We start from the raw sequence: 26,969 nt of genomic DNA, 5'->3' as shown, positions 1-26,969 counted from the left end.
GGAATTTACCGATAAATATTTGTATCCCGGTGAATCGTTCGGATTGGTGACTCTAGTTGACCATGTGTCACCGATACGGCGCCCATCAAGGCGCTGCGCGTTTGCGCAGGAAGGGTGGCAGGTACAGTCCCAGATAGGCTTCGAACACTCGCAGGCCTTCCTCGGCATAGCGTGGCGTGATTTCGCCGTGCTGGTGAATCGAGCGGGCGTAGACACGGTCACCCAGCTCCATGGCCAGGGCAAATACATCGATATCCTCCGGCAGGGCCGGCAGCTCGAAATAGCGGTCGAACAGTGCGCGGTTCTGCTGGCTGAGTTCGATATCGTGCTGGCGGTCGGCCTGGGCCACCTCGGCGAGACCATGCTGGGCAAGGATCAGTTGCCGGGCTGCGGCATCGCCGGCATAGATGCTCAGCATGCGCTGCTCGATGAGTCGAGCGAGGTCGCGCCAGCCATGCAGCCGCTCAGCATCGATGGGCTCCTGCAGGCAGGCGCGAAAGGCGTGGTGCACATCGGCGGTTAGCGCCTGCAGCAGGGCGGGCACGCTGGGAAAGAAGTGGTAGATCGATGAGGGGGCGATAACTGCGCGTTCGGCCACGGTGTAGATCGACAGCGCCGCCACGCCCTGCTCGGCGAGCAGGGTGCGGGCTGCACCGAGGATCTGTTCGATACGGGCCTGGCTGCTGGCACGGGGTTTTCGGGTGGTCAATCAGGCGCCCTCACGAAAGCCCTCCCAGGCCGCTTCGCGAACCTCGGCCTGTTTGGCGGGCAGGGTTTCCAGCATATGCAGCCGGCGTTTCAGTTCGGCGTCGGGATAGAGGGCGGGCTCGCCGCTCAGGCTGCTGTCGAGAAACTGCCTGGCGTCGGCATTGCCACTGGGATACAGCGTCTCACCGGTGATCTGGGCCGCCACCTCGGGTTGCATCAGGTAGTCGATAAGGCGATGGGCCAGGTCCGCGCGGGCTGCGCTGCTGGGAATCACCAGGCTGTCGATGAACAACACCGAGCCCTCGTCAGGGATCACGAAGGTCACCGGCTGGCCCTTTCTGGCAGCGCTCAGGGCGTCACCCACCCAGGCGAGCGCCATGCACAGGCGGCCATTGTCGAGGTCGTCGATGTAGCGCTCGCTGTCCACATAGCGCAGGTTCGGTCGCACCTGCGTCAGCAACTCGCCTGCGCGCTTGATCCGCGCCGGAGCGGCGCGTGCCAGGCTGCGCCCCTGGTAGTTGAACAGCACCGACAGCACCTCCGCCGGCGCATCCAGGGAGCTGATGCCGCAACTCGCCAGGCGCGCGCTCTGGGCCGGGTCGAAGAACAGGCTCCAGCTTTGCGGCAGCGGCCCGCCGTAGGCCGCTTCCGCCTTGGGCCGGTTGATCGCCAGACCGACCGCACCCCACAGGTACGGAACGGCATGGCGGTTACCGGCATCGACGGCGGCGAGCTTTTTCAGCAGATCCTGATCCAGGTGCGCGCGATTGCTCAGCTGCGGCAAATCCAGAGGTTGCAATTTGCCGTCGCTGATCAGCTGAGGCAGCGTATTGTGCGAGACCACTGCGATGTCGATGGGCTCGCCGCTGGCCATCACCGCGTCGAGTTCTTCGGCTGTGCTGAAGGTGTGGTAGTCGACCGTGATCCCGGTTTCGTTCTGGAAGCGTTCCAGCACCTCGGGAGCGATGTAGTCATTCCAGTTGTAGACCCGGATGCCGTCGCTGGCGGCAGTCATTGCCGAGGCCGGGGCGAGAGCTAGCAGAAGGGCGAGACGTCGGATCATGGCGATCATCCTGATAGCAATGGGGACAATTGGTGGTGCGTCAGGCGCAGCCTGCCGGCCTCGCCTGTGAAAACGCCGGCTAATGCCGGCGTTTCAGGGGTTACACGGTGTGCAGGTACCAGTTGTACTCGAGGTCGGAGATGGTGGTCTCGAACTCCTGCAGCTCGGCTTCCTTGCAGGCCACGAAGATGTCGATGTAATCCGGGCTGATGTACTTGTTGAGCACCTCGCTGTCGTCCAGCTCACGCAGGGCATCGCGCAGGTTGTTCGGCAGGCTCTGCTCGAGCTGCTCGTAGGAGTTGCCCTCGATGGGCTCACCCGGATCCAGCCTGTTGGTCAGGCCGTGGTGAATACCGGCGAGGATAGCCGCCATCATCAGGTACGGGTTGGCATCGGCACCGGCCACGCGGTGTTCGATGCGGATCGCATCGCTGCTGCCGGTCGGCACGCGTACCGCCACGGTGCGGTTGTCCAGGCCCCAGCTCGGCGCATTGGGTACGTAGAACTGCGCGCCGAAACGGCGGTAGGAGTTGACGTTCGGACACAGGAAGGCCATCGACGCCGGCATGGTGTCGAGGATCCCGGCGATGGCATGGCGCAGCGGCGCGTGCTGCTCCGGATCGTCGGTGGCGAAGATGTTCTGCCCGGTCTTCTTGTCGAGCAGCGAGATATGCACGTGCAGACCGTTGCCCGCCTGGCCCGGGTAGGGCTTGGCCATGAAGGTGGAATCCATTTCATGGTCGTAGGCGATGTTCTTGATCAGGCGCTTGAGCAGCAGCGCATGGTCGCAGGCCTTGAGCGCATCCTTGGTGTGGTGCAGGTTGACCTCGAACTGCGCAGGCGCACTTTCCTTGACGATGGCGTCGGCCGGCAGCGCCTGTTCCTTGGCGGCTTCGAGCATGTCCTGCAGGCAGTCGACGTACTCGTCGAGGTCGTCGATCAGATAGACCTGGGTGGAATGCGGGCGCTTGCCGGAGATCGGCGAGCGCGGCGGTTGCGGACGGCCATTCACGTTCTCCTGGTCGATCAGGTAGAACTCGAGTTCGAAGGCCGCACAGATGGTCAGGCCGAGTTCGTCGAACTTCTGTACCACCTGACGCAATACCTCTCGTGGGTCGGCAAAGAAGGGGCTGCCGTCCAGTTCGTGCATGGTCATCAGCAGTTGCGCGGTCGGGCGCTTCTGCCAGGGCTCCTTGCACAGGGTATCGGGGATGGGGAAGCAGATACGGTCGGCGTCGCCGATATCCAGGCCCAGGCCTGTGCTCTCGACGGTGGCGCCGTTGATGTCCAGGGCGAACAGCGAAGCGGGCAGGTTGATGCCTTTTTCGTACACCTTGTGGAGGCTGGCACGTTCGATGCGCTTGCCGCGCACGACGCCATTCATATCTGCAATCAGAAGGTCGACGAACTGAACCTCAGGATGTTCCTTGAGGAACGCGTTCGCTTCATTGAGCTGAACGGCACGCGGGGGTACCGACATGATGCAACACCTATGTTGTTAAAAATATCAATCAACTGCTGACACACCGCGAGTCAATCCCAAACGCCAGATGCTGTCAAGGCAGCCTGATACTGCCCCAATCGAGGGCGTGGTGGCCATTTTTAGGGCGTTTCAGGGCATTTCTGCAAAAAAGCGCTGCACCGTTTTAGGCTTCGATGGCCGACTTCCACGAGCCGACACGAACCGGTTGTGTAAAAAAACGAACAAGACTAAGCTCGGTGAAACCCCAGATAATCCAACAATACGGGTGTTGCATGAGCTGCGTGTCGCTGTCCGGCGTCATTGCCAGTCCCACATGGTTCGCGGCATTGCCAGCTATGGCAAAGGCCAGGCCAGCCTTGCGTGCGGTTATCCCGCATTGCTTCCCACGGCGTTTCGTCGCGGCCACGCCAGACCGCCGATTCGCTCGAAAATCTGCACACCCCGTCAGCTTCCTTTTGCTCTCCGTGTCTATGCTGTGCTGTCGACCGGGGCGGCTTCGTGCATCTGTCCCGTTCGCTAGTGCATACCCGATTGATCGTGGTCCAGCGACGCCCGGCGGGGACGGCGCGCGCTTTGCAATGGCACCTGGCGCTGTCGAGCGCAACAAAGGTCGGTTACAGTCGTGGCGATGTGGTGAGACGCCGCTACCTGCAGGTAGGCGCCGGGGGCCATCAGACGGCTGCCCGCCATGACGTGAACACCCTGGATTATCCCGTGCGCTGGCGGCTGGCAATCAGGCCCGCCGTCAGAGTCGGGGCATGTCGAGCCGGCCGAGGATGCCGGTTTCAAAAAACCTGAGGTCTCTATGAGCACCAAATTGGACCAGCTCTCCAGCTGGTTGAAAGAACGCAAGATCACCGAAGTCGAATGTCTGGTCAGCGACCTGACGGGGATTGCCCGGGGCAAGATCTCGCCGACCAACAAGTTCCTCGACGAAAAAGGCATGCGCCTGCCCGAGAGCGTATTGCTGCAGACCGTCACCGGCGACTATGTCGAGGACGATGTGTATTACGACCTGCTCGACCCGGCCGATATCGACATGTTCTGCCGGCCGGACGAGAACGCCGTGTTCATCGTTCCCTGGGCCATCGAGCCCACCGCCCAGGTGATCCACGACACCTACGACAAGCAGGGCAATCCTATCGAGCTGTCGCCGCGCAACATTCTCAAGAAAGTGCTGCGCCTCTATACCGACAAGGGCTGGCAGCCGATCGTGGCGCCGGAGATGGAGTTCTACCTGACCAAGCGCAACAGCGACCCGGACTTCCCCCTGGTGGCGCCGATGGGCCGCTCCGGGCGCCCGGAAACCGGCCGGCAGAGCTTCTCGATCGACGCGGCCAACGAATTCGATCCGCTGTTCGAGGACATGTACGACTGGTGCGAGCTGCAGGGCCTGGACCTGGACACCCTGATCCATGAGGAAGGCCCGGCGCAGATGGAGATCAACTTCCGTCACGGCGAGGCCCTGCACCTGGCCGACCAGATCCTGGTGTTCAAGCGCACCATGCGCGAAGCGGCGCTCAAGCACGACGTGGCGGCGACCTTCATGGCCAAGCCGATCACCGATGAGCCGGGCAGCGCCATGCACCTGCACCAGAGCATCATCGACCTGAAGACCGGCAAGAACATCTTCTCCAACGAAGACGGTTCGATGAGCCAGCTGTTCATGCACCACATCGGCGGCCTGCAGAAATACATTCCCGAAGTGCTGCCGCTGTTCGCGCCCAACGTCAACTCGTTCCGCCGCTTCCTGCCCGATACCTCGGCACCGGTGAACGTCGAGTGGGGCGAGGAGAACCGTACCGTTGGCCTGCGCGTGCCGGATGCCACGCCGCAGAACCGCAGGGTGGAAAACCGCCTGGCCGGTGCCGACGCCAACCCCTACCTGGCCCTGGCGGCCAGCCTGCTGTGCGGCTATATCGGCATGGTCGAAGGCATCGAGCCGAGCGCACCGGTGGTGGGCCGTGGCTACGAGCGCCGCAACCTGCGCCTGCCACTGACCCTGGAGGCGGCCCTGGAGCGCATGGAAACCTGCCAGGTAGTCGAGCAGTACCTGGGCCACAAGTTCGTCAGCGGTTATGTGGCGGTCAAACGCGCCGAACACGAAAACTTCAAGCGGGTGATCAGCTCCTGGGAACGCGAGTTCCTGCTGCTCTCGGTCTGATCCAGCCGGGGCCGGCGCGTGATCCGCACGGCCCCGCATTCATAAGAGGTGAACATGACGGCAAACAATGCGAAGACCCAGCAATGGCAGGCCATGAGCCGCGACCACCACCTGGCGCCTTTCAGTGACTTCAAGCAACTGGCCGAGAAGGGCCCGCGCATCATCACCCGGGGCGAAGGCGTGCACCTGTGGGACAGCGAAGGCAACAAGATCCTCGATGGCATGGCCGGGCTCTGGTGCCTGGCCGTTGGTTATGGCCGTGAAGAACTGGTCGAGGCGGCCAGCAAGCAGATGCGCGAGCTGCCGTTCTACAACACCTTCTTCCAGACCGCCCACCCGCCGGTGCTGGAGCTGGCCAAGGCGCTCGCCGAGGTGACCCCGGCCGGCATGAACCATGTGTTCTTCACCGGCTCGGGCTCGGAAGGCAACGACACCATGCTGCGCATGGTCCGCCACTACTGGGCCCTCAAGGGCAAACCGGCGAAGAAGGTGGTGATCGCCCGCGAGAACGGCTATCACGGCTCCACCGTCGCCGGCGCCAGCCTGGGCGGCATGAAGGGCATGCACGAGCAGGGCGACCTGCCAATCCCGGGCATCGTGCACATCGCCCAGCCGTACTGGTTCGGCGAGGGCGGCGACATGGCCCCGGAAGCCTTCGGCATCTGGGCCGCCGACGAGCTGGAGAAGAAGATTCTCGAGGTCGGCGAAGACAACGTCGCGGCCTTCCTGGCCGAGCCGATCCAGGGCGCCGGCGGGGTGATCATTCCCCCGGACAGTTACTGGCCGCGGGTGCGCGAGATTCTCGCCAAGTACGACATCCTCTTCGTCGCCGACGAGGTGATCTGCGGTTTCGGCCGTACCGGTGAGTGGTTCGGCAGCGATTACTACGGCAACACGCCGGACATGATGACCATTGCCAAGGGCCTGACCTCCGGCTACGTGCCGATGGGTGGGCTGGTGGTGCGTGACGAGATCGTCCAGGTGCTCAACGAGGGTGGCGACTTCAACCACGGCTTCACCTATTCCGGGCATCCGGTGGCGGCGGCGGTGGCGCTGGAGAACATTCGAATTCTGCGCGAAGAAAAAATCATCGAGCGGGTCAGAGAAGAAACGGCACCGTATTTGCAGAAACGACTGCGCGAGCTGGCCGATCATCCATTGGTCGGCGAGGTGCGCGGCGTGGGCATGCTGGGCGCCATCGAACTGGTGAAGGACAAGGCGACCCGCGCGCGTTATCCGAGCGACAAGGCGGTGGGCATGATCTGCCGCGGTCATTGCTTCGAGAACGGTCTGATCATGCGCGCCGTGGGCGACACCATGATCATTTCGCCGCCGCTGGTGATCAGCAAGAGCGAGATCGACGAGCTGGTGGAAAAGGCCCGTAAATGCCTGGATCTCACCGCCCGTGCTTTACTGGCCTGACGGCGTTGCGACGCGTTTCGAATGCAGCGACAGTCGGGTGTAATCAATTGCCTGTCAGGGCTTGAGCGATGGGGCTGTTATCGCCAGACTTGCCGGCCAAAAAACGGGTCCCGCCGCGTAGAACGGCGGCCCGGTTAATCGACCTCACATAAGGGAGCTGAACCGCATGATCAAGACTTTCGGCAAGACTCTGCTGGCGGTGACGCTGGCCGGCGCCGTGGCCGGTATGGCGCAGGCAGATGGCAAGGTATTGAACGTCTACAACTGGTCGGACTACATCGCCGCGGATACCGTGGCCAAGTTCACCAAGGAGACCGGTATCAAGGTCACCTATGACGTCTTCGACTCCAACGAAACCCTGGAAGCCAAGCTGTTCGCCGGCAAGTCCGGCTACGACATCGTGGTGCCGTCCAACAACTTCCTGGCCAAGCACATCAAGGCCAAGGTCTATCAGCCGCTGGACAAGTCCAAGCTGCCGAACTGGGAGAACCTGGACAAGAACCTGCTGAAAACCGTCGAGGTCAGCGACCCGGGCAACCAATACGCCTTCCCGTACATGTGGGGCTCGATCGGCATCGGCTTCAACCCCGAGAAGGTCAAGGCCGCGCTGGGCGACAACGCGCCGGTGGATTCCTGGGACCTGCTGTTCAAGCCCGAGAACATCGAGAAGCTGAAGGCCTGTGGCGTGTCGTTCCTCGACTCGCCGACCGAGATCCTGCCGATCGCCCTGCAGTACCTGGGCTACGATCCAACCAGCACCGATCCGAAGCAGCTCAAGGAAGCCGAGGCGCTGTTCCTGAAGATTCGTCCGTCGGTCACCTACTTCCACTCCTCCAAGTACATCTCCGACCTGGCCAACGGCAACCTCTGCGTGGCCGTGGGTTACTCGGGTGACGTCTACCAGGCCAAGGCCCGTGCCGAAGAGGCCGGTGGCAAGGTCAAGGTGTCCTACAACATTCCGAAGGAAGGCGCCGGTACCTTCTTCGACATGGTGGCCATCCCCGCCGACGCGGAAAACGTCGAGTCGGCCTATGCCTTCATGAACTTCCTGATGAAGCCGGAAATCATGGCCGAGATCACCAACGAAGTGCACTTCCCCAACGGCAACGCGAAAGCCACGCCGCTGGTCGACGAAGCCATTCGTAACGACCCGGGCGTATACCCGACGCAGGAAACCATGGGCAAGCTGTACGCCTTCCCGGACCTGCCGCCGGCCGCCCAGCGCGCCATGACCCGCAGCTGGACCAAGATCAAGTCCGGTCGCTGATCGCTAGATGACCGCGGTGCCTGGCGCCGCGGTCTGCGCTTATGGGCAAGGGGCGGATCGCCGCCCGTCGAGTGCCGCTGCTGCCCTGGCGCTCTCCCGAATCGCGATACGTCACCTGCAGGTGATGAGCCACAACAAGAGGACGACCTGTGCATTTTTCCCTGGGCAAGATCCTGACAACGACCGCGCTTTCGGTTGGCCTGGCAACCCTGGCACATGCCGACGGTACCGTGCATATCTACAACTGGAGCGACTATATCGGCGAGGACACCCTGGCCGCGTTCCAGAAAGACACGGGCATCAAACCGGTCTACGACGTCTTCGACTCCAACGAAACCCTGGAAGGCAAACTGCTCGCCGGCCGTAGCGGCTACGACGTGGTGGTGCCCTCCAATCATTTTCTCGGCAAGCAGATCAAGGCGGGCGCGTTCCAGAAGCTCGACCGGAGCAAGCTACCGAACTGGAACAACCTCGACCCGGCGCTGCTCAAGCAGCTGGAAACCAACGACCCGGGCAATCAGTATGCAGTGCCGTATCTTTGGGGTACCAACGGCATCGGCTACAACGTCGCCAAGGTCAAGGAAGTACTGGGTGTCGACAAGATCGACTCCTGGGCCGTGCTGTTCGAACCGCAGAACATGAAGAAGCTTGCCAGCTGCGGCGTGTCCTTCATGGATTCGGCGGACGAGATGATCCCTTCGGTGCTCAATTACCTGGGCCTGGATCCCAACAGCCAGAGCGCCGATGACTACGCCAAGGCCGAAGCCAAGCTGATGGAAGTGCGCCCCTATGTCAGCTACTTCCACTCCTCGAAATACATCTCGGACCTGGCCAACGGCAACATCTGCGTGGCGTTCGGCTACTCCGGCGATGTCCTGCAGGCATCCGACCGTGCCGCGGAGGCCGGAAAGGGCGTCGAAATCGCCTATGCGATTCCCAAGGAAGGCGCCAACCTGTGGTTCGACATGCTCGCCATCCCCAAGGATGCCAGCAACGTCGAGCAGGCCCATGCCTTCATCAACTACCTCCTCGATCCACAGGTGATCGCCGGGGTCAGTGACTATGTCGGCTATGCCAACCCCAACGTCAAGGCGGGGGAGCTGATGGACCAGGACATTCGCCAGGACGAGTCGGTGTACCCACCCCAGGCCGTGCTGGACAAGTTGTACGTGATGGCCGAACTGCCGCCCAAGGCGCAGCGCCTGATGACGCGAAGCTGGACCAAGATAAAGTCCGGAAGATGATGAACCCTTTAGCGCCCGGCCCTCGCCGGGCGCCATTTTTACTGCGGGAGTTTGGTAATGGCAGTTGCTTCCAGTACCTATAAGAAGGTCATCGAGGGCAGCCAGCAACCCAAAGAGGTGCTGGTCAAGATCGAGCGCGTAACCAAGAAGTTCGACGAAACCATCGCGGTCGACGATGTCTCGCTGACCATCAACAAGGGCGAGATCTTCGCCCTGCTCGGTGGCTCCGGCTCGGGCAAGTCGACCCTGCTGCGCATGCTCGCCGGGTTCGAGCGACCCACCGAGGGGCGCATCTACCTCGACGGCCAGGACATTACCGAACTGCCGCCCTACGATCGACCGATCAACATGATGTTCCAGTCCTACGCGCTGTTCCCGCACATGAGCGTGGCGGACAACATCGCCTTCGGCCTCAAGCAGGACAAGATGTCCAAGGCCGAGATCGACGAGCGCGTGGCCGAGATGCTCAAGCTGGTGCACATGACCCAGTACGCCAAGCGCAAACCCCATCAGCTCTCCGGCGGCCAGCGCCAGCGCGTGGCCCTGGCCCGCTCCCTGGCCAAGCGGCCCAAGCTGCTGCTGCTCGACGAGCCCATGGGCGCCCTGGACAAGAAGCTGCGTTCGCAGATGCAGCTCGAACTGGTGGAGATCATCGAACGCGTCGGCGTGACCTGCGTGATGGTCACCCACGACCAGGAAGAGGCCATGACCATGGCCCAGCGCATCGCCATCATGCACCTGGGCTGGATCGCCCAGATCGGCAGCCCGATCGACGTCTACGAGACGCCGGCCAGCCGCCTGGTCTGCGAGTTCATCGGCAACGTCAACCTGTTCGACGGGCAGATCGTCCACGATGACACCGACCACGCGGTGATCGACTGCCCGCAACTGGACAAGCCGATCTACATCGGTCACGGCATCAGCACCCGTGCCCAGGAGACCCAGGTCACCTACGCCCTGCGTCCGGAAAAGCTGCTGATGGCCACCCAGTTGCCGGCCGATCACGAGCATCCGGAGTACAACTGGAGCCACGGCATCGTGCACGACATCGCCTACCTGGGCGGTCATTCGGTGTACTACGTCAAGCTGACCTCCGGGCAGATCGTCCAGTGTTTCATCGCCAACGCCGAGCGCCGCGGCAAGCGGCCGACCTGGGATGAGCCCGTGGTGGTGTTCTGGGAAGACGACAGCGGCGTGGTATTGCAATCATGAAGATGAGCAGCCTGACCAAGCGTATGCCTAACGGCCGACACCTGGTGATCGGCATTCCGTTCATCTGGCTGTTCCTGTTCTTCCTGCTGCCCTTCGTGATCGTGCTGAAGATCAGCTTCGCCGAAGCCGACGTGGCGATCCCGCCGTACACGGAAATCTACACCTGGGTGGACAATACCCTGCAGGTGGTACTGAACCTGGGCAACTACATCTTCCTTACCGAGGATGAGTTGTACCTGGCCGCCTACCTGGGCTCGCTGAAGATCGCCTTTTTCAGCACCCTGGCCTGCCTGATCATCGGCTACCCGATGGCCTATGCCATCGCCCGGGCCAAGAAGGAAACCCAGACGGTCCTGCTGCTGCTGGTGATGATGCCGACCTGGACCGCGATCCTGATCCGCGTCTACGCCTGGATGGGCATCCTCAGCAACAATGGCCTGCTCAACGGCTTCCTGCAGAGCATCGGCCTGATCGACGCACCGCTGCAGATCCTCAATACCAATACCGCGGTGTACATCGGTATCGTCTACTCCTACCTGCCGTTCATGATCCTGCCGCTGTTCGCCAACCTGGTGAAGCACGATCAGAGCCTGCTCGAAGCCGCCTCGGACCTGGGATCGAGCAACTTCAACAGCTTCTGGAAGATCACCGTGCCGCTGTCCAGGAACGGCATCATCGCCGGCTGCATGCTGGTATTCATCCCGGTGGTCGGCGAGTTCGTGATCCCCGAGCTGCTCGGCGGGCCGGAAACCCTGATGATCGGCAAGGTGCTGTGGCAGGAGTTCTTCAACAACCGCGACTGGCCGGTGGCCTCGGCGCTGGCGGTGGTGATGCTGGCGATCCTGCTGATCCCGATCATTCTGTTCAATCGCAACCAGGCAAAAGAGCTGGAGGGACGCGTATGACTCCCCATAGCGCGCGTCAACGATCATTCTGTTCAATCGGCTCTTCATCCACAGGCCGGGCAAAAGAGCTGGAGGGCCGGGTATGAAGAATTTCCGTTTCTCCACGCTGATGCTGTGGGTCGGCCTGGCGTTCATCTACCTGCCGATGGTCATCCTGGTGATCTACTCGTTCAACGCTTCGCGACTGGTAACGGTGTGGGGTGGCTGGTCGACCAAGTGGTACTGGAGCCTGCTCGACGACCGCCAGCTGATGGGCGCCGTGTGGCGCTCCCTGGAGATCGCCTGCTACACGGCGATCGCCGCGGTGGCGCTGGGTACCCTGGCGGCCTTCGTGCTGACCCGGATCAGCCGCTTCAAGGGCCGCACCCTGTTCGGTGGCCTGGTCACCGCACCGCTGGTGATGCCGGAAGTGATCACCGGTCTGTCGCTGCTGCTGCTGTTCGTGGCCATGGCGCAGCTGATCGGCTGGCCGGCCGAGCGCGGCATGATGACCATCTGGATCGCCCACACCACCTTCTGTTCGGCCTATGTGGCCGTGGTGGTGTCGGCGCGCCTGCGCGAGCTGGACTTGTCCATCGAGGAAGCCGCCATGGACCTTGGCGCGCGGCCGTGGAAGGTGTTCTTCCTGATCACCATCCCGATGATCGCGCCTTCGCTGATGGCCGGCGGCATGATGTCCTTCGCGCTCTCGCTCGATGACCTGGTGCTGGCCAGCTTCGTGTCCGGCCCTGGCGCCACCACACTGCCGATGGAGGTGTTCTCCAAGGTGCGCCTGGGCGTGACCCCGGCGATCAACGCCATCGCCAGCCTGATCCTGCTGGCGGTCTCGCTGGCCACCTTCCTGGTGTGGTTCTTTACCCACCGCGCCGAGGAACGCCGCCGCAAGGCGATCCAGCAGGTCATGGAAGAAAGCCAGCACGCCATCGGTACTCGCCCGGAGGCCAAGCCGGCCCACTGAATCAGCTGAGCTGCAAGACGATGCCCGCCACTGCGCAAGCAGGGCGGGCATCTTCATTTCCGGTAATGGCTGGCGATGATTGCACCATCCGCCAGAGTCTGTTCACGAGCGTTTTGGGCGACATTAGAAAGACTGCAACAAGGCAAGAGCAGCCGTTCGCTGGTCCATTGTGGGAGCGCGCCATGCGCGCGAAAAATCGCGGGCATGGCGCGCTCCCACAGGTACTGCGCCGATGACTACTTCCGTCTTTTTGCAGACAAAACGCTGAAAGTCGGGCCGAAAGGTCATGAGCAGGCCATCAGGGAGGCTGGTGACCCGGGCTGGAAGCGCTTGCCACGCAGTCATCAAGCTGCACCCGGCAATCAGTCAGCGCTGGTTGCCCTGCCGAGGTAAGGAGAAGGTAGAAATGAAAACGCCCGAGCTATCACGGCCCGGGCGTTCCTGTTGGCGCAGAGGCTTAGCGCGTCAGGTGCAGGAAGTGCATATGGCGTTCGTACTGGTCAAGGATGTCGCCGATCACTTCTTCGCGGTTCCAGCCCATCACGTCGTAATCCTGGCCGCCTTCGTTGAGGTGAACCTCGGCGCGGAAGTACTTGCGCTCCTCGCTGGAGTCATCCCGGGTATCACGCAGGGCGAAGCTTGGCTGGATCAGGGCGCGGGGGCGTACCTGATACTGGAAGTCCGCTTCGGCACCATGGCTGACCGACAACGTCACGCGACCGTCGTCGCCGCTTTCGACCTGGGCCTCGCGGCCCTGCTTGCGCATTTCCTCGGCCACCTGTTGGCAGGCGGGCAACACCGTTTCGGCGATGAAGCGGTTGACGTGGGAGCGGCGCGGCAGCATCACCATGCTGCGCAAGCGCCGTTGCCAGCCACCAGGGCTCGAGGCACCACGGGGGCTGAGGGCAACCTGATCGCGCAGGTTGCGTTTGGCCGCATCGATCTGCAGGGCGCGCAGCAGGCCCCACATCGAGGCCATCAGGGCGATCACGAAGGGCAGGGCGCTGGCGATGGTCGCGGTCTGCAGGGCCTTGAGGCCGTCGGCCAGCAGCAGCGAGGCCGCCACCACTCCCATCAGCACTGCCCAGAAGATGCGCTGCCATACCGGGGTTTTGTCATGCCCACCGGAGGCCAGCATGTCCACCACCATGGCACCGGAGTCCGCCGAGGTGACAAAGAACACCACCACCATGATGATGGCGATCTGCGACAGGATCATCGACAGCGGGAAGTGCTCGAGGAAGGCGAACAGGGCCAGGGCGCTGTCCTGGTTCACCGCTTCGGCCAGGTCGCTGATGCCGTCGACCAGAATCATGTGAATCGCGGTATCGCCGAACACGGTCATCCACAGCAGGGTGAAGCCGGCCGGCACCACCAGCACGCCGCTGATGAACTGGCGGATGGTGCGGCCGCGGGAGATGCGGGCGATGAACAGACCCACGAACGGCGACCAGGACAGCCACCAGCCCCAGTAGAACAGGGTCCAGCCGCCGATCCAGTCGGTTGGCTCGTAGGCGTAGAGGTTGAAGGTCTTGCTGACGATCTCCGACAGGTAGCCGCCGGTGTTCTGCACGAAGGTCTGCAGAATGAATACGGTCGGGCCGAGTACCAGAACGAATAACAGCAATGCCACGGCCAGCAGCATGTTCAGCTCGGACAGGCGGCGGATGCCTTTGTCCAGGCCGCTGACCACCGAGATGGTCGCCAGCCCCATGGTGCAGATCAGCAGACCGATCTGCACCGTGGTGGTGGTCGGCAGTCCGTACAGATGATTGAGGCCGGTGTTGATCTGCAGCACGCCGTAGCCCAGCGAGGTGGCCACACCGAGCACGGTACCGATGACCGCGAAGATGTCCACGGCGTGGCCGATAGGGCCGTAGATGCGGTCGCCGATCAGCGGGTACAGCGCCGAGCGCAGGGTCAGCGGCAGGTTATGGCGAAAGGCGAAATAGGCGAGGATCAGGGCGACGATGGCGTAGATCGCCCAGGCGTGCAGACCCCAGTGGAAGAAGGTCAGCTTCATCGCTTCCTTTGCCGCGGTGACCGTTTGTGGGTCGCCGACTGGCGGGGCTATGAAGTGCATGACGGGTTCGGCCACGCCAAAGAACATCAGGCCGATGCCCATGCCCGCGCAGAACAGCATGGAGAACCAGGTGGTATTGTTGTACTCGGGCTCGCTGTGGTCCGGGCCGAGCTTGATATCGCCGAAACGGCTCATGGCCAGATACACCACGAATAGCAGGATCAAGGCGACGGAAAGGATATAGACCCAGCTGGCATTCTCGATGATCCAGGCCTGGGTGGCGCCGAACACGCTCTGGGCGTTGTCCTTGAATGCCGTGCTGTAGATCACCAGGCAGGCGATCAGGAAGGTCGAGCCGAAGAAAACCGGCGGGTTGAGGGTGGAGCGGGAAGACAGATTTGCCCCCATTGAGCTAGCTCTCCTTGGTCGGAGTCAGTCCATCACGTGCGCATCCACTAAACCAGCTCAGGCTGGATCGGATGGAGGGCAGGATGGAGAAACGACTCGGGTTTTCGGATGGCCGCCAAAAGCGGAAGGCCCGCGATTGTAGCATCACCGGTAGGCGGATTCTTGGCCACGCCTGCTATCGATAAGCCATTAGCCGTTTCGTTCAGCTTATTTGCGCAGTCTTACAGGCTGGTGCGGTACTGCAGCGCCTCGGCCAGATGCTGGCGACTGATGCGCTCTTCGGCCTGCAGATCGGCCAGGGTACGCGCCACCTTCAACACGCGGTGCGCCGAGCGCAGTGACAGGGTGAGGCGCTCGCAGGCGTGCTCCAGCCACTGGCGATCGGCGTCGGCCAGGTGACAGTGGGCGCGCAGCCCGGGCAGGTCGAGAAAGGCATTGGCGATGCCCTGGCGCTGCAGCTGGATGTCCCGCGCGGCGGCGACGCGGCTGGCGGCGACCGCACTGGTCTCGCCGTTGACTGGCGGTGCATCGAGCTGGGTGCTCTCGCGGGCCACGGTGATGTGCAGGTCGATGCGGTCGAGCAAGGGCCCGGACAGCTTGCCGCGATAGCGCTGGATCTGCTCTGGGCTGCAGCGACAGCGGCCACTGGGATCGCCAAGAAACCCGCAAGGGCAGGGGTTCATGGCCGCCACCAGCTGGAAGCGGGCAGGGAAGGCGACCTTGTCGCGGGCGCGGGCGATCACGATGTGGCCACTTTCCAGGGGCTCGCGAAGCACTTCGAGCACGCGGCGGTCGAACTCGGGCAATTCGTCCAGAAACAGGACGCCGTGGTGGGCCAGGGTGATTTCTCCGGGTTGCGGACGGCTGCCACCGCCCACCAGGGCCGGGCCGGATGCGCTGTGGTGCGGGTGCCTGAAAGGGCGCTGCGGCCAGCTCTGCAGCGGCGTGTGGCTGGCCACCGAGCGGATCGCGGCGACCTGCAGCGCCTCCTCTTCGGTGAGCGGCGGCAGCAGGCCGGGCAGGCGGCTGGCCAGAAGCGTCTTGCCGGTTCCCGGCGGCCCGCTCAGCAACAGATTGTGGCCGCCGGCGGCGGCCACCAGCAGGGCGCGCTTGGCGGCGATCTGGCCCTGCACTTCGGCAAGGTCCGGGTAGGGCTGGGTATGACGCAACAGGCCCTGAGCCTGGTAGGGCGCCAGCGGCGTCTGGCCGTTGAGGTGCGCGACCAGCTCCAGCAGGTGATCGACCGCCAGAACGCTGAGGCCGGTAGCCAGGCTGGCCTCCTCGGCGTTTTCCCTGGGTACCACCAGGGTCCGACCGGCTTGCCGGGCAGCCAGCGCGGCGGGCAGTACGCCCTGAACCGGGCGAATCGCACCGGACAGGGCGAGCTCGCCGAGGCATTCGAGGCTGGTCAGGGATTCGCCGGGTAACTGGCCGCTGGCGGCGAGGATGCCCAGGGCGATGGCCAGGTCGAAGCGACCGCCGTCCTTGGGCAGATCCGCTGGCGCGAGATTCAGGGTGATACGGCGCGGTGGGAAATCCAGGGCACAATTGAGGATGGCGCTGCGTACGCGGTCCTTGGATTCCTTGACCGCGGTTTCCGGCAGCCCGACCAGGGCCAGGGAGGGCAGGCCGTTGGCCAGGTGTGCCTCGACGGTCACTGCGGGTGCATCGACGCCGACCTGGGCGCGGCTATGGACGATGGCCAATGACATTGATCACTCCTTGATCGCGTGCCGGCCGAGCCGTTACTCGGCCGGTGCGTGCGGCGTCGTTGCGGTGCGTGCTTCGAGCTCGGCGACCTTGGCTTCCAGGGCTTCGAGGCGCGCGCGGGTGCGGGCCAGTACGACCATCTGGCTGTCGAATTCCTCGCGACTCACCAGATCCAGCTTGCTGAAGCTGCTCTGCAGCAGCGCCTTGAGCTGGCTTTCGATTTCACTGCGGGGCAGCGGGTTGTCACCGCTGAGCAGGCGACTGGCCTGGCTGCTGAGGGCATCGAGCAACGCTTTGGGTGGCAGCATGGGAACCTTCCAGAATGAGTTGGCGGCAGTGTAGCACGGTGGTTTTTCGCCACCGTCGCGCCAGTGGCGCACCAATGGTGTGCATGGCGCGGTGCGGTTCGGCGCTCTTCTGGTGCGGCCGCTTTACCGTGAAGCCGGTCACAATCATCCCGAGGCCCGTAACTTCCTGAAAAGCAGTGTTTTGCCAAGATTGGCAAGATTTCTGCTTAGAGGCTCATGACCCATGCACCGATGCGGTTCGGTTGTCACGAACGGGCGGGAGGGTACGCCGCGAGCAGTTGGTCAGCCCGTCTTGGCAGCCGATGCATACAAAAGCCGGACACTGAGCTTAGACTGGCGCCGGGGTAGCAATTCCTGGGGCAAGTCCACCTTACACGGGAGAGAGTTTCATGAAACTAGTCACTGCCATCATCAAGCCGTTCAAGCTGGACGACGTCCGCGAATCGCTGTCGGAAATCGGTGTGCAAGGCATCACCGTCACCGAAGTGAAAGGCTTCGGCCGCCAGAAGGGCCATACCGAGCTGTACCGCGGCGCTGAATATGTCGTCGACTTCCTGCCCAAGGTGAAGATCGACGTCGCCATTGCTGACGATCAGCTGGACCGCGTCATCGAGGCCATCACCAAGGCTGCCAACACCGGCAAGATCGGTGACGGCAAGATTTTCGTCGTAAACCTGGAACAGGCGATCCGCATCCGTACCGGCGAAACCGATACCGACGCGATCTAAAGCTCCGCCCCCACCCCCCAAATCGTCCCAGGAGTTAAATCATGACTCTGCGAAAAATCGCAGGGCTTGGAGCCCTTTCGTCCCTGTTTTTCCCAAGCCTGGTCATGGCTCAGGAAAAAACGCTGAATTCCGGTGATACGGCCTGGATGCTGACCGCCACCGCCCTGGTGCTGTTCATGACCATTCCAGGCCTGGCGCTGTTCTACGCCGGCATGGTGCGTTCCAAGAACGTCCTGTCGGTAATGATGCAGTGCTTCGCCATCACCGCGCTGATGAGCCTGCTGTGGTTCGCCTACGGTTACAGCCTGGCGTTCGACACCACCGGGATGGAAGCCGGAGTCACCAACTTCAGCTCCTTCGTGGGCGGCCTGGGCAACATGTTCCTCGGCAACCTGACCAAGGAATCGCTGACCGCGGCCTTTCCGGAAAGCGTGTTCATCACCTTCCAGATGACCTTCGCCATCATCACCCCGGCGCTGATCGTCGGCGCCTTCGCCGAGCGCATGAAGTTCTCCGCGATGCTGGTGTTCATGACCGTCTGGTTCACCCTGGTCTACGCGCCGATCGCGCACATGGTCTGGGGCGGCGACGGTGCCCTGATGTGGGACTGGGGCGTGCTCGACTTCGCCGGCGGCACCGTGGTGCACATCAATGCCGGTATCGCTGGCCTGGTGGCGTGCATCGTGCTCGGCAAGCGCAAGGGTTACCCGAGCGTGGCCATGGCGCCGCACAACCTGGGCTACACCCTGATCGGTGCAGCGATGCTGTGGGTGGGCTGGTTCGGCTTCAACGCCGGCTCCGCTGCCGCCGCTGACCAGACCGCTGGCATGGCCATGCTGGTCACCCAGATCGCCACCGCCGCCGCTGCGCTGGGCTGGATGTTCGCCGAGTGGATCACCCACGGCAAACCCAGCGCACTGGGCATCGCCTCGGGCGTGGTCGCCGGCCTGATCGGCATCACCCCGGCGGCCGGCACCGTCGGCCCGATGGGCGCGATGATCATCGGCCTGTCGGCCGGCGTGATCTGCTTCTTCTGCGCCACCAGCCTCAAGCGCAAGCTGGGCTACGACGACTCCCTGGACGTGTTCGGCGTGCACGGCGTGGGCGGCATCGTCGGCGCGCTGCTGACCGGTATCTTTGCTGCACCGGCCCTGGGCGGCTTCGGTGAGGTCGAGAACATCGGCCTGCAACTGTGGATCCAGTTCAAGGGCGTGGCCGTCACCGTGATCTACACCGGCATCGTCACCTTCGTGATCCTCAAGGTCATCGATGCCGTGATGGGCCTGCGGGTCAGCGACGAAGACGAGTCGGTCGGCCTCGACCTGGCTCAGCACAACGAGCGTGGCTACATCCTGTAAGTACCAGCGGCCTGCTTTCTGTGGCGGGCCGACAGCACACGGAGTGCGCCCGGAGCCAACCCGGGCGCCTCGACCGCACAGCGCACCCCCGTGCGCAACGGCCAGAGGTGATAAAAAATGGACAACACAGCACTGACTGCACTGCAGTATGGTTTCGATACCTTCTACTTCCTGATCTGCGGCGCTCTCGTCATGTGGATGGCCGCCGGCTTCGCCATGCTCGAAGCGGGCCTGGTACGGGCCAAGAACACCACCGAGATCCTCACCAAGAACGTGGCGCTGTTCGCCATCGCCTGCATCATGTACCTGCTGATCGGCTACTACATCATGTATTCCAGCCCCGAGGGCGGCGTCTTGCCGAGCTTCGGCTTTCTGATCGGTGACGAGAACAGCGTCGAGTCGGTACTGGCCGGTGGCGAAGACGCCCCCTACTACGCCGCCCGTTCGGACTTCTTCTTCCAGATCGTCTTCGCCGCCACCTGCATGTCGATCGTTTCCGGCGCGGTGGCCGAGCGCATGAAGCTGTGGTCGTTCCTCGCCTTCGCGGTGGTGATGACCGCGGTCATCTACCCGGTGCAGGGCTTCTGGAAATGGGGCGGCGGCTTCCTCGACGCCGCCGGCTTCCTCGATTTCGCCGGCTCCAGTGTGGTGCACATGGCCGGTGCCGCGGCTGCGCTGGCCGGGGTGATCCTGCTCGGTGCGCGCAAGGGCAAGTACGGCGCCAATGGCCAGATCAATGCCATTCCCGGTGCCAACCTGCCGCTGGCGACCCTGGGCATGTTCATCCTGTGGATGGGCTGGTTCGGCTTCAACGGGGGCTCGCAGTTGAAGATGAGCACCATCGAGGATGCCAACGCGGTGGCCCAGGTGTTCGTCAACACCAACATGGCCGCTGCCGGTGGCCTGATCGCGGCGCTGATCGTGGCGCGCATCCTGTTCGGCAAGGCCGACCTGACCATGGCCATCAATGGTGCACTGGCCGGCCTGGTGTCGATCACCGCCGAGCCGCTGACCCCGACCGCACTGCAGGCCACCCTGATCGGCGGCGTCGGTGGCGTGCTGGTGGTGTTCGCCATCCTCGGCTTCGACAAGATCAGGATCGACGACCCGGTGGGTGCCATCTCCGTGCATGGCGCTGCGGGTATCTGGGGCACCCTGGCGGTCTGCCTGACCAACCCGGAAGCCAGCTTGGGAGCGCAGTTGCTGGGTATCGCCTGCATCTTCGCCTGGGTATTTATCGCCAGCCTGATCGTCTGGAGCCTCATCAAGGCGGTCATCGGCCTGCGGGTGTCCGAGGAAGAGGAGTACGAGGGCGTCGACCTGGTCGAGTGCGGGATGGAAGCCTACCCCGAGTTCACCGGCAAGAAGTGATGGGTGAGGCGCATGGCGCCGACCATCAGTAGAAATGATGGTCCACACCGGTAAAAGGGCGCTCAGGCGCCCTTTGCTTTTTTGTCCGGCACGCTAGAATGCGCGCGTTGAAAAACGAGGCGACGAGCATGTGGCAGCAACGGCTGATCACCCTGCGCCCACGGGCGCGAGGCTTTCATCTGGTGACCGATGAATTGCTGGATGCATTACCGGAACTGCCGAGCTACAGGGCGGGTCTGTTACACCTGTGGCTGCAGCACACATCGGCGTCGCTGACCGTCAACGAGAATGCCGACCCTGCGGTGCGGCGCGACTTCGAGCGCTTCTTCCGCCGTCTCGTCCCCGAGGACGCGACCGGCTTCGAGCACTGCGATGAAGGCCCGGACGATCTGCCGGCGCACTTCAAGGCGAGCCTGCTCGGTGTTCAGTTGCAGCTGCCCGTGAGTAACGGACGCTTGGCGCTGGGTACCTGGCAGGGGATTTACCTGGGCGAACACCGCGAACACGGTGGTGCCCGACGTGTGCTTGCAACCTTGCAAGGTACGGCAAATTGAATTTTTCCAGGCGTTCGGCAACGTTGGACGACTGGGCTATAACTAACCTGCTTTTCGCAAGTCATGAGGCTGAACATGAGCGACGAAGAACTGGAACAAGACGAGCTGGAAGGCGCAGATGAGGACGACGGCGAGGAGCTGGCGGCCGCTGATGGTGATGTTGCCGATGATGACAGCGAGTCCGATAGCGCGGCGCCCGCCAAGGGCAAGGCCAAGAAGGCCGTTGAAGTCGAGGAACTGCCGAGCGTAGAAGCCAAGCAGAAGGAACGCGATGCGCTGGCGCGCGCCATGGAAGAATTCCTCTCCCGTGGTGGCAAGGTTCAGGAAGTGGAGCCCAACGTGGTTTCCGATCCTCCCAAGAAGCCTGATAGCAAGTACGGCAGTCGCCCCATCTGACGCGAACGCTGGATCTGAACGCAAAAGCCCGCCTTTCTCAGGCGGGCTTTTGCGTTTGTGGCGGCTGTCTTTTGTAGCAGAAGACCGCAAGTGAGCGGTCAATGTAGGAGCGGCTTTAGCCGCGAGACTGTTGGTGCCTTTAACGTTGATCGCGGCTGAAGCCGCTCCCACGAAGTTGTACATCAAGCGGTTCCCGCTACAGCACCGTTACGCATGCTCGACGGCGCTATGCATATCAATGGCGAAAATCAGCCGATTGTATTTCGCTCAACTCTTCTCAAGTCATCGAGGCCCAGCGCTGCAGCAGCGCCGGCAGCTCGCCCAGGCTGCGGATCTGTGCATCGGCGTGCCGCTCGCCACTCCACTCTTTGCCCTCGGGGTTGAACCACACCGCGCGCCAGCCGGCCGCCTGTGCGCCGGCGATATCGTCGCCGGGGTGGTCGCCGATATGCACCGCCTGCCCGGCCTGCATGCCGGAGCGAGCGAGGGCCTCCTCGAACGGTCTGCGGTCAGGTTTGCCAACGCCCAGCTCCTCGGCGCAGAGAATGAAACTGAAATAGTCCGCCAGGCCGAGGCGGCGCACGTCGGCGTTGCCGTTGGTGATCACGCCCAGGCTGTACTGGTTGGCCAATAGCTCCAGCGTGGTGACGGTGTCGCTGAAGAAGGTGATGGCGTGGCGCGCCTCGAGCATCGCCTGGAACGCACCTTCGGCCAGCTGTGCGGCTTCCTCGGGGCCGTGGCCCACGCCTTCCAGCGCATGGCGCAGGGTACGTCGGCGCAGCTCGCTGAGGCGGTACTTCAGGCCCGGCTCGGCCTCCAGCAGACGAACGCGAACCTGGCTCAGGTGATCCACCGGCTGGCCCGCCAGGCGCGGTGCATGCTGGCTGATCCAGTCGCGCATGGCGGTTTCGGCACCCAGGATCACCGGGCGGTTGTCCCACAGGGTGTCGTCGAGGTCGAAGGTGATCAGGCGAATGCTCATGAATCCTGTCTCTTGCGGCGTTTGGCCCGTGGGTGGGCGCTGTCGTAGACCTTGCTCAGGTGCTGGAAATCCAGGTGGGTGTACACCTGGGTGGTGGCGATGTCGGCATGGCCGAGCAGCTCCTGCACCGCGCGCAGGTCCTGGGACGACTCGAGCATATGGCTGGCGAACGAATGGCGCAGCATATGGGGGTGGATATGCTGGCCGAGCTCGCTGACGCCGGCCTGGCGCACCCGCAACTGCACGGCGCGGGCACCGATGCGACGACCCTGGCGGCTGATGAACACCGCACCATCGGCCGGGTTGGCCAGTGCCCGCAGTGGCAGCCACTCTTGCAGTGCTTCGCGGGCCTTGCTGCCTACCGGCAGCTCGCGCACCTTGCTGCCCTTGCCGGTCACGCGCACCAGGCCGGCTGGCAGATCGAGCCAGTCGATGTTCAGGGCGACCAGCTCCGACAGGCGCAGGCCGGACGAATAGAACAGCTCGAGCATGGCGTGATCGCGGCGGGCGATGAAGTCGTCTTCCTGGGCGCCGTCGAGTAGCTGGGTGGCACGATCCACATCCAGCACTCGCGGCAATTTGCGCTCGCCCTTGGGCGGCGTCAGGCCGGTTGCCGGGTCGTGCCGGCAGTGGCCTTCGCGAATCAGGTAGCGGTACAGGCCGCGGGTGGCCGAGAGCAGGCGTGCGAGGCTGCGCGCCGACTGGCCCTGCTTGTGCAGACGCGCGACCTGACGACGCAGGCGGGCGATGTCGAGTTGCGCCCAGTCCGCCAGGCCTTCCTGCTCGCAATAGGCGAGCAGCTTGGCGAGGTCACGGCGATAGCCGTCCAGGGTATGGGCCGACACCTGCCGTTCGCTGCGCAGGTGTTCGAGGTAGGCATCCAGGTCAGCTGCAAGCTTCAAGCTTCGAGCTCCAAGTCAAAGGCCGCTTCTGCTTCTGCTTTTCTTGCTGCTTGAAGCTTGTGGCTTGCCGCTATGTTCAGCGTACCGAGCGCAGCGGCGCAGAGAAGCGGGGCAGCACCCGCGACAGCACTTCGGCGATATAGCCGAGGAACAGCGTGCCCAGCGAGCTCTTGTAGTGCTGCGCATCGGCGCTGCCGATCGCCAGCACGCCGTGCAGTCCCTGGTGGGACAGGCCCACCACGGCCGCCGAGCCGACTTCGCCGCCGGCTTCTCCGAACAGGAAGTTCAGCTCATGTTCGCGCAGCACGCCGCAGATGGTCTTGCCACCGGCCAGCAGGCCGCCAATGGCCTGATGAGCTTCTGCGCTGCTGACGCTACGGCCAACCGGCAGCGGCGTGTCGCTGAACAGGATCAGCCCCACGAACGGCACCTGGAATTCCCGGCGCAGGCTGTCTTCCACGCAGCTGACCACTTCCTCGAGGCTGCTGGCGTCCATCAGGTCGAGCACCAGGCGGCGGGTCTTGTCGAACAGCCGGTCGTTGTCGCGGGCCACCTCCATCAGGTGCGACAGGCGCTGGCGCATCTCGATGTTGCGCTCGCGCAGCAGTTTGACCTGACGCTCGACCAGCGACACGGTATCGCCGCGCTGGTGCGGAATGCGCAGCTCGGGAATCAGCTCGTCGTGGTCGATGAAGAACTCGGGGTGCAGGCGCAGGTAGGCGGCGACCGTTTCCGAGTCCAGGGGCTTGGGCGAATCCTGCTGGTCAGTCATAGGCGAACCTGTCCTTCGTACACGCGCACGGCGGGGCCGGTCATCATAACGGGCTGGCCGGGGCCTGCCCACTCGATGTGCAGCTTGCCGCCGGGCAGTTCCAGCTGTACGGGCGAGTCCATCCAGCCCTGGCGAATCGCCGCGACGGCCGCCGCGCAGGCGCCGGTGCCGCAGGCCTGGGTTTCCCCGGCGCCGCGTTCCCAGACGCGCAAACGGCCACGTTGGCGGTCGAGGACCTGCAGGAAGCCGACATTGACCCGCTGCGCAAAGCGCGGGTGGTGCTCCAGCTTCGCGCCCAGTTCGTGCACCGGGGCGTTGTCGACGGCGTCGACGCGCAGCACCGCATGGGGGTTGCCCATGGATACCGCGGCCAGCTCGTGGCGTTGGCCATCGACATCGACGGCGTAGCTCAGCGCTTCGGCATCGGCCTGGAAGGGGATCTGCTCGGGGGCCAGGCGCGGTGCACCCATGTCCACGGTGATCAGCCCATCGGCACGCACGTTGAGCTCGATGATGCCGCCCTTGGTTTCCACGCGGATGTGCTTCTTCACCGTCAGGCGCTTGTCCAGCACGAAGCGGGCGAAGCAGCGCGCGCCATTGCCGCACTGTTCCACTTCGCTGCCATCGGCGTTGAAGATGCGGTAGCGGAAATCCACGTCCGGGTGCTGCGGCGGTTCGACCAGCAACAGCTGGTCGAAGCCGATGCCGGTGTGCCGGTCGCCCCACTGCTTGGCGTGCTTGGGCTGGATATGGGCATGCTGGCTGACCAGGTCGAGAACCATGAAGTCGTTGCCCAGGCCATGCATCTTGGTAAAGCGCAATAACATGGGCATCACTCCGGCAGGCGGCTTTCGCCCGCGAAGAGCTCGTCCAGGGTTTCGCGGCGACGCACCTCGAAGGCCTGCTCGCCGTCCACCATCACCTCGGCGGCGCGGCCGCGGGTGTTGTAGTTGGAGCTCATCACGAAGCCGTAGGCACCGGCCGAACGCACGGCCAGCAGGTCGCCTTCTTCGAGCACCAGCTGACGATCCTTGGCCAGGAAATCGCCGGTCTCGCAGATCGGTCCGACCAGGTCGTAATTGCGCGCCTCACCGTCCCGGGGCTGTACCGGCGAGACCTCCATCCACGCCTGGTACAGGGCCGGGCGGATCAGGTCGTTCATCGCCGCATCGATGATGGCGAAGTCCTTGTGTTCGGTGTGCTTGAGGTATTCCACCTGGGTCAGCAGCACGCCACCGTTGGCGACGATGAAACGACCCGGCTCGAACACCAGGGACAGGTCACGACCTTTCAGGCGTTTGCGCACGGCGGCGATGTAGTCACCGGCCAGCGGTGGCTGCTCGTCGCGGTACTGCACACCGAGGCCGCCACCCAGATCCAGATGCTTGATGACGATGCCGCGTGCGGCCAGCTTGTCGATCAGCAGCAGCAGGCGATCCAGGGCATCGAGGAAGGGCTCCAGGGTGGTCAGCTGCGAACCGATATGGCAGTCGACGCCGACCACCTCGATGTTCGGCAGCTCGGCCGCGCGGGTGTAGACCGCCTCGGCCTGCTCGATGTCGATGCCGAACTTGTTTTCCTTGAGGCCGGTGGAGATGTACGGGTGGGTGCCGGCGTCCACGTCCGGATTGACCCGCAGCGAAACCGGCGCCTTGACGTCCATCTCGGCGGCGACCTTCTGCAGGCGCTCCAGCTCGACGCTCGACTCGACGTTGAAGCAGTGCACGCCGACTTCCAGGGCACGGCGCATGTCGTCGCGGCTCTTGCCGACGCCGGAGAAGACGATGCGGCTCGGTTCGCCACCAGCGGCCAGCACGCGCTCCAGCTCACCGCTGGAGACGATGTCGAAGCCGGCGCCGAGGCGCGCCAGCACGTTCAGCACGCCGATGTTGGAGTTGGCCTTGACCGCGAAACATACCAGATGCGGCATGCCGGCCAGGGCATCGGCGTAGGCGCGGTACTGCGCCTCGATATGGGCGCGCGAGTAGACGTAGGTGGGCGTACCGAAGCGCTGGGCGACGGCGGACAACGCCACACCTTCCGCGAACAGCGAACCGTCGCGGTATTCGAAGGTGTTCATGGGCGGCCCTTATCTGTCTTGCGAAGAGGCGGACTGGTTATCATCCGGCAGGTACAGCGGGCCTTTCTGGCCACAGCCGCCGAGCAGGGTGGTAACGGCGACGAGGGCGATGAGGGCAGTGAACAGCCGCTTCATGGTCAAATCCTTGTAATAAAGCATAATTGCCCCGAGTATACCGACCCCCCGGCATGTTGCCTATGCGCCGGGATTCCCGTCCGGCGGGGCTTTGCCCTGGCCTGCTGGCGCCTGCAGGTCAGGGCGTGCCCGCGTTTTGCGGCGGTCCGACGCAGCTGAATTTTTCATGAGGTAAGTGCAATGAGTTTGAGCGAAGCCCGTTTCCACGACCTGGTCGACGCGCTGCAGCAGGCGCTGGAAGACATTTTCGACGACAGCGACCTGGACATCGATCTGGAGAACTCCGCTGGCGTGCTGACGGTGCGCTTCGACAATGGCTCGCAACTGATCTTCAGCCGCCAGCCGGCGCTGCGCCAGCTGTGGCTGGCAGCCCGCTCGGGAGGCTTTCACTTCGACTACGACGAGGACAACCAGCGCTGGATCTGCGACAGCAGCGACGAACTGCTCAGCGAGATGCTCGAGCGCATCGTCGCCGAGCAGGCCGGTGTCGAGCTCGAGTTCGATGAAATCTGAAGATACCGGCGAACCCGCGTCTGGCGACACTCCGGTGGCATCGCCCTGTCGCCGCCGCTGTTGCCTGAACGAGGCCGAGCGCTGCCTCGGTTGCGGGCGCCTGCTGGCGGAAATCCTCGAGTGGGGCCATGCCAGCGACGAGCGGCGGCGCATCATTCGCGTCCTGGCCGAGCAGCGGCTGGCACTCGGCTGACCTGGCTCTTGTTTATTTGGGTGGCTGTGGTACGGTCAGCCCAACTTCTGCAAAAACCCCGTCGTCTCGATGGGGTTTTGCTTTTTTGGCGTCCAGCAAAGGAGATATGC

At 63.5% G+C, this 26,969-nt stretch carries 26 protein-coding genes; 14 read left to right on the top strand and 12 right to left on the bottom strand.

Going from position 1 to position 26,969, the window contains the following annotated elements; all coding sequences use genetic code 11:
* Positions 1-85: 85 nt before the first annotated feature.
* The 3 genes from SA190iCDA_RS00990 to SA190iCDA_RS00980 all read right to left on the bottom strand — a co-directional run bounded on the left by SA190iCDA_RS00990 (position 86) and on the right by SA190iCDA_RS00980 (position 3,251).
* Positions 86-709, bottom strand: a complete 624-nt coding sequence (locus tag SA190iCDA_RS00990) for a TetR/AcrR family transcriptional regulator (RefSeq protein ID WP_070885908.1) — start codon at positions 707-709, stop codon at positions 86-88.
* Positions 710-1,771 (bottom strand): polyamine ABC transporter substrate-binding protein, encoded by a 1,062-nt coding sequence (locus SA190iCDA_RS00985; RefSeq protein WP_070885909.1) that lies wholly within the window; start codon positions 1,769-1,771, stop codon positions 710-712.
* A gap of 100 nt (positions 1,772-1,871) precedes the next feature.
* Positions 1,872-3,251, bottom strand: coding sequence for a glutamine synthetase family protein (locus tag SA190iCDA_RS00980; RefSeq protein WP_070885910.1), 1,380 nt, complete (start codon positions 3,249-3,251; stop codon positions 1,872-1,874).
* A gap of 808 nt (positions 3,252-4,059) precedes the next feature.
* Between SA190iCDA_RS00980 and SA190iCDA_RS00975 the strand changes: the two genes are divergently transcribed.
* The 7 genes from SA190iCDA_RS00975 to SA190iCDA_RS00945 all read left to right on the top strand — a co-directional run bounded on the left by SA190iCDA_RS00975 (position 4,060) and on the right by SA190iCDA_RS00945 (position 12,426).
* Complete coding sequence (locus SA190iCDA_RS00975; RefSeq protein WP_070885911.1) at positions 4,060-5,418, top strand: glutamine synthetase family protein; 1,359 nt, start codon at positions 4,060-4,062, stop codon at positions 5,416-5,418.
* A gap of 54 nt (positions 5,419-5,472) precedes the next feature.
* Positions 5,473-6,840, top strand: coding sequence for an aspartate aminotransferase family protein (locus SA190iCDA_RS00970; RefSeq protein ID WP_070885912.1), 1,368 nt, complete (start codon positions 5,473-5,475; stop codon positions 6,838-6,840).
* A 166-nt stretch (positions 6,841-7,006) separates the two neighbouring features.
* Positions 7,007-8,107: a polyamine ABC transporter substrate-binding protein gene (locus SA190iCDA_RS00965; RefSeq protein WP_139159484.1), complete on the top strand. Its 1,101-nt coding sequence runs from the start codon at positions 7,007-7,009 to the stop codon at positions 8,105-8,107.
* A gap of 149 nt (positions 8,108-8,256) precedes the next feature.
* Positions 8,257-9,351, top strand: a complete 1,095-nt coding sequence (locus tag SA190iCDA_RS00960; protein WP_170833945.1) for a polyamine ABC transporter substrate-binding protein — start codon at positions 8,257-8,259, stop codon at positions 9,349-9,351.
* A gap of 57 nt (positions 9,352-9,408) precedes the next feature.
* Entirely contained in the window at positions 9,409-10,563 is a 1,155-nt protein-coding gene (potA, locus tag SA190iCDA_RS00955; RefSeq protein WP_070885913.1) for a polyamine ABC transporter ATP-binding protein, read from the top strand.
* Between the two features lie 23 nt (positions 10,564-10,586).
* Positions 10,587-11,468, top strand: coding sequence for an ABC transporter permease subunit (locus SA190iCDA_RS00950; protein ID WP_170833951.1), 882 nt, complete (start codon positions 10,587-10,589; stop codon positions 11,466-11,468).
* Positions 11,469-11,550: 82 nt separating this feature from the next.
* A complete protein-coding gene (locus SA190iCDA_RS00945; RefSeq protein WP_070885915.1) occupies positions 11,551-12,426 on the top strand; it encodes an ABC transporter permease subunit in 876 nt (291 codons plus the stop codon).
* Between the two features lie 457 nt (positions 12,427-12,883).
* Here the strand turns inward: SA190iCDA_RS00945 and SA190iCDA_RS00940 are convergent, their stop codons facing one another.
* The 3 genes from SA190iCDA_RS00940 to SA190iCDA_RS00930 all read right to left on the bottom strand — a co-directional run bounded on the left by SA190iCDA_RS00940 (position 12,884) and on the right by SA190iCDA_RS00930 (position 16,875).
* The gene (locus SA190iCDA_RS00940) at positions 12,884-14,857 is read right to left on the bottom strand and encodes a BCCT family transporter (protein ID WP_070885916.1); all 1,974 of its coding nucleotides are present in this window, start codon (positions 14,855-14,857) and stop codon (positions 12,884-12,886) included.
* A 221-nt stretch (positions 14,858-15,078) separates the two neighbouring features.
* Entirely contained in the window at positions 15,079-16,569 is a 1,491-nt protein-coding gene (locus SA190iCDA_RS00935) for a YifB family Mg chelatase-like AAA ATPase (protein WP_070885917.1), read from the bottom strand.
* Positions 16,570-16,602: 33 nt separating this feature from the next.
* A complete protein-coding gene (locus tag SA190iCDA_RS00930) occupies positions 16,603-16,875 on the bottom strand; it encodes an accessory factor UbiK family protein (protein WP_070885918.1) in 273 nt (90 codons plus the stop codon).
* Positions 16,876-17,264: 389 nt separating this feature from the next.
* Here SA190iCDA_RS00930 and glnK point away from each other — a divergent pair, with 389 nt between their 5' ends.
* From glnK to sutA, 5 genes are all read left to right on the top strand, one after another.
* Positions 17,265-17,603 (top strand): P-II family nitrogen regulator, encoded by a 339-nt coding sequence (gene glnK / locus SA190iCDA_RS00925; protein WP_003096476.1) that lies wholly within the window; start codon positions 17,265-17,267, stop codon positions 17,601-17,603.
* 41 nt (positions 17,604-17,644) lie between these two features.
* Complete coding sequence (locus SA190iCDA_RS00920; protein ID WP_070885919.1) at positions 17,645-18,961, top strand: ammonium transporter; 1,317 nt, start codon at positions 17,645-17,647, stop codon at positions 18,959-18,961.
* 117 nt (positions 18,962-19,078) lie between these two features.
* A complete protein-coding gene (locus SA190iCDA_RS00915) occupies positions 19,079-20,332 on the top strand; it encodes an ammonium transporter (RefSeq protein ID WP_070885920.1) in 1,254 nt (417 codons plus the stop codon).
* A gap of 128 nt (positions 20,333-20,460) precedes the next feature.
* Positions 20,461-20,886 carry a secondary thiamine-phosphate synthase enzyme YjbQ gene (locus tag SA190iCDA_RS00910; RefSeq protein ID WP_070885921.1) on the top strand — a complete coding sequence of 142 codons (426 nt, stop codon included), beginning with the start codon at positions 20,461-20,463 and terminating at the stop codon, positions 20,884-20,886.
* 75 nt (positions 20,887-20,961) lie between these two features.
* Positions 20,962-21,282 (top strand): transcriptional regulator SutA, encoded by a 321-nt coding sequence (sutA, locus tag SA190iCDA_RS00905; RefSeq protein WP_070885922.1) that lies wholly within the window; start codon positions 20,962-20,964, stop codon positions 21,280-21,282.
* Positions 21,283-21,559: 277 nt separating this feature from the next.
* Here sutA and SA190iCDA_RS00900 read toward each other — a convergent pair whose 3' ends face one another.
* From SA190iCDA_RS00900 to lptM, 6 genes are all read right to left on the bottom strand, one after another.
* A complete protein-coding gene (locus SA190iCDA_RS00900; RefSeq protein ID WP_070885923.1) occupies positions 21,560-22,264 on the bottom strand; it encodes an HAD family hydrolase in 705 nt (234 codons plus the stop codon).
* Entirely contained in the window at positions 22,261-23,166 is a 906-nt protein-coding gene (gene xerC / locus SA190iCDA_RS00895) for a tyrosine recombinase XerC (RefSeq protein ID WP_070885924.1), read from the bottom strand. Before xerC ends, SA190iCDA_RS00900 begins: the two co-directional genes overlap by 4 nt.
* 76 nt (positions 23,167-23,242) lie before the next feature.
* The gene (locus tag SA190iCDA_RS00890; protein WP_070885925.1) at positions 23,243-23,938 is read right to left on the bottom strand and encodes a DUF484 family protein; all 696 of its coding nucleotides are present in this window, start codon (positions 23,936-23,938) and stop codon (positions 23,243-23,245) included.
* Positions 23,935-24,765 carry a diaminopimelate epimerase gene (dapF, locus tag SA190iCDA_RS00885; RefSeq protein WP_070885926.1) on the bottom strand — a complete coding sequence of 277 codons (831 nt, stop codon included), beginning with the start codon at positions 24,763-24,765 and terminating at the stop codon, positions 23,935-23,937. The genes SA190iCDA_RS00890 and dapF overlap by 4 nt, the downstream gene beginning before the upstream one ends.
* Positions 24,766-24,770: 5 nt before the next feature.
* Positions 24,771-26,018, bottom strand: a complete 1,248-nt coding sequence (gene lysA / locus SA190iCDA_RS00880; RefSeq protein ID WP_070885927.1) for a diaminopimelate decarboxylase — start codon at positions 26,016-26,018, stop codon at positions 24,771-24,773.
* A gap of 9 nt (positions 26,019-26,027) precedes the next feature.
* Positions 26,028-26,153, bottom strand: a complete 126-nt coding sequence (gene lptM / locus SA190iCDA_RS00875; RefSeq protein ID WP_074885553.1) for an LPS translocon maturation chaperone LptM — start codon at positions 26,151-26,153, stop codon at positions 26,028-26,030.
* Between the two features lie 180 nt (positions 26,154-26,333).
* On the opposite strand from lptM, the gene cyaY reads away from it, so the two are divergent.
* Positions 26,334-26,666, top strand: coding sequence for an iron donor protein CyaY (cyaY, locus tag SA190iCDA_RS00870; protein WP_070885928.1), 333 nt, complete (start codon positions 26,334-26,336; stop codon positions 26,664-26,666).
* Positions 26,656-26,859 carry a DUF1289 domain-containing protein gene (locus SA190iCDA_RS00865; RefSeq protein ID WP_070885929.1) on the top strand — a complete coding sequence of 68 codons (204 nt, stop codon included), beginning with the start codon at positions 26,656-26,658 and terminating at the stop codon, positions 26,857-26,859. The genes cyaY and SA190iCDA_RS00865 overlap by 11 nt, the downstream gene beginning before the upstream one ends.
* Positions 26,860-26,969: the final 110 nt, after the last annotated feature.

The sequence above is a fragment of the Pseudomonas argentinensis genome (assembly GCF_001839655.2).
GTDB classification, from domain to species: domain Bacteria; phylum Pseudomonadota; class Gammaproteobacteria; order Pseudomonadales; family Pseudomonadaceae; genus Aquipseudomonas; species Aquipseudomonas argentinensis_B.
Note: the sequence above shows the minus strand (reverse complement) of the source record. Positions and strands in the feature narration are given on the sequence as shown.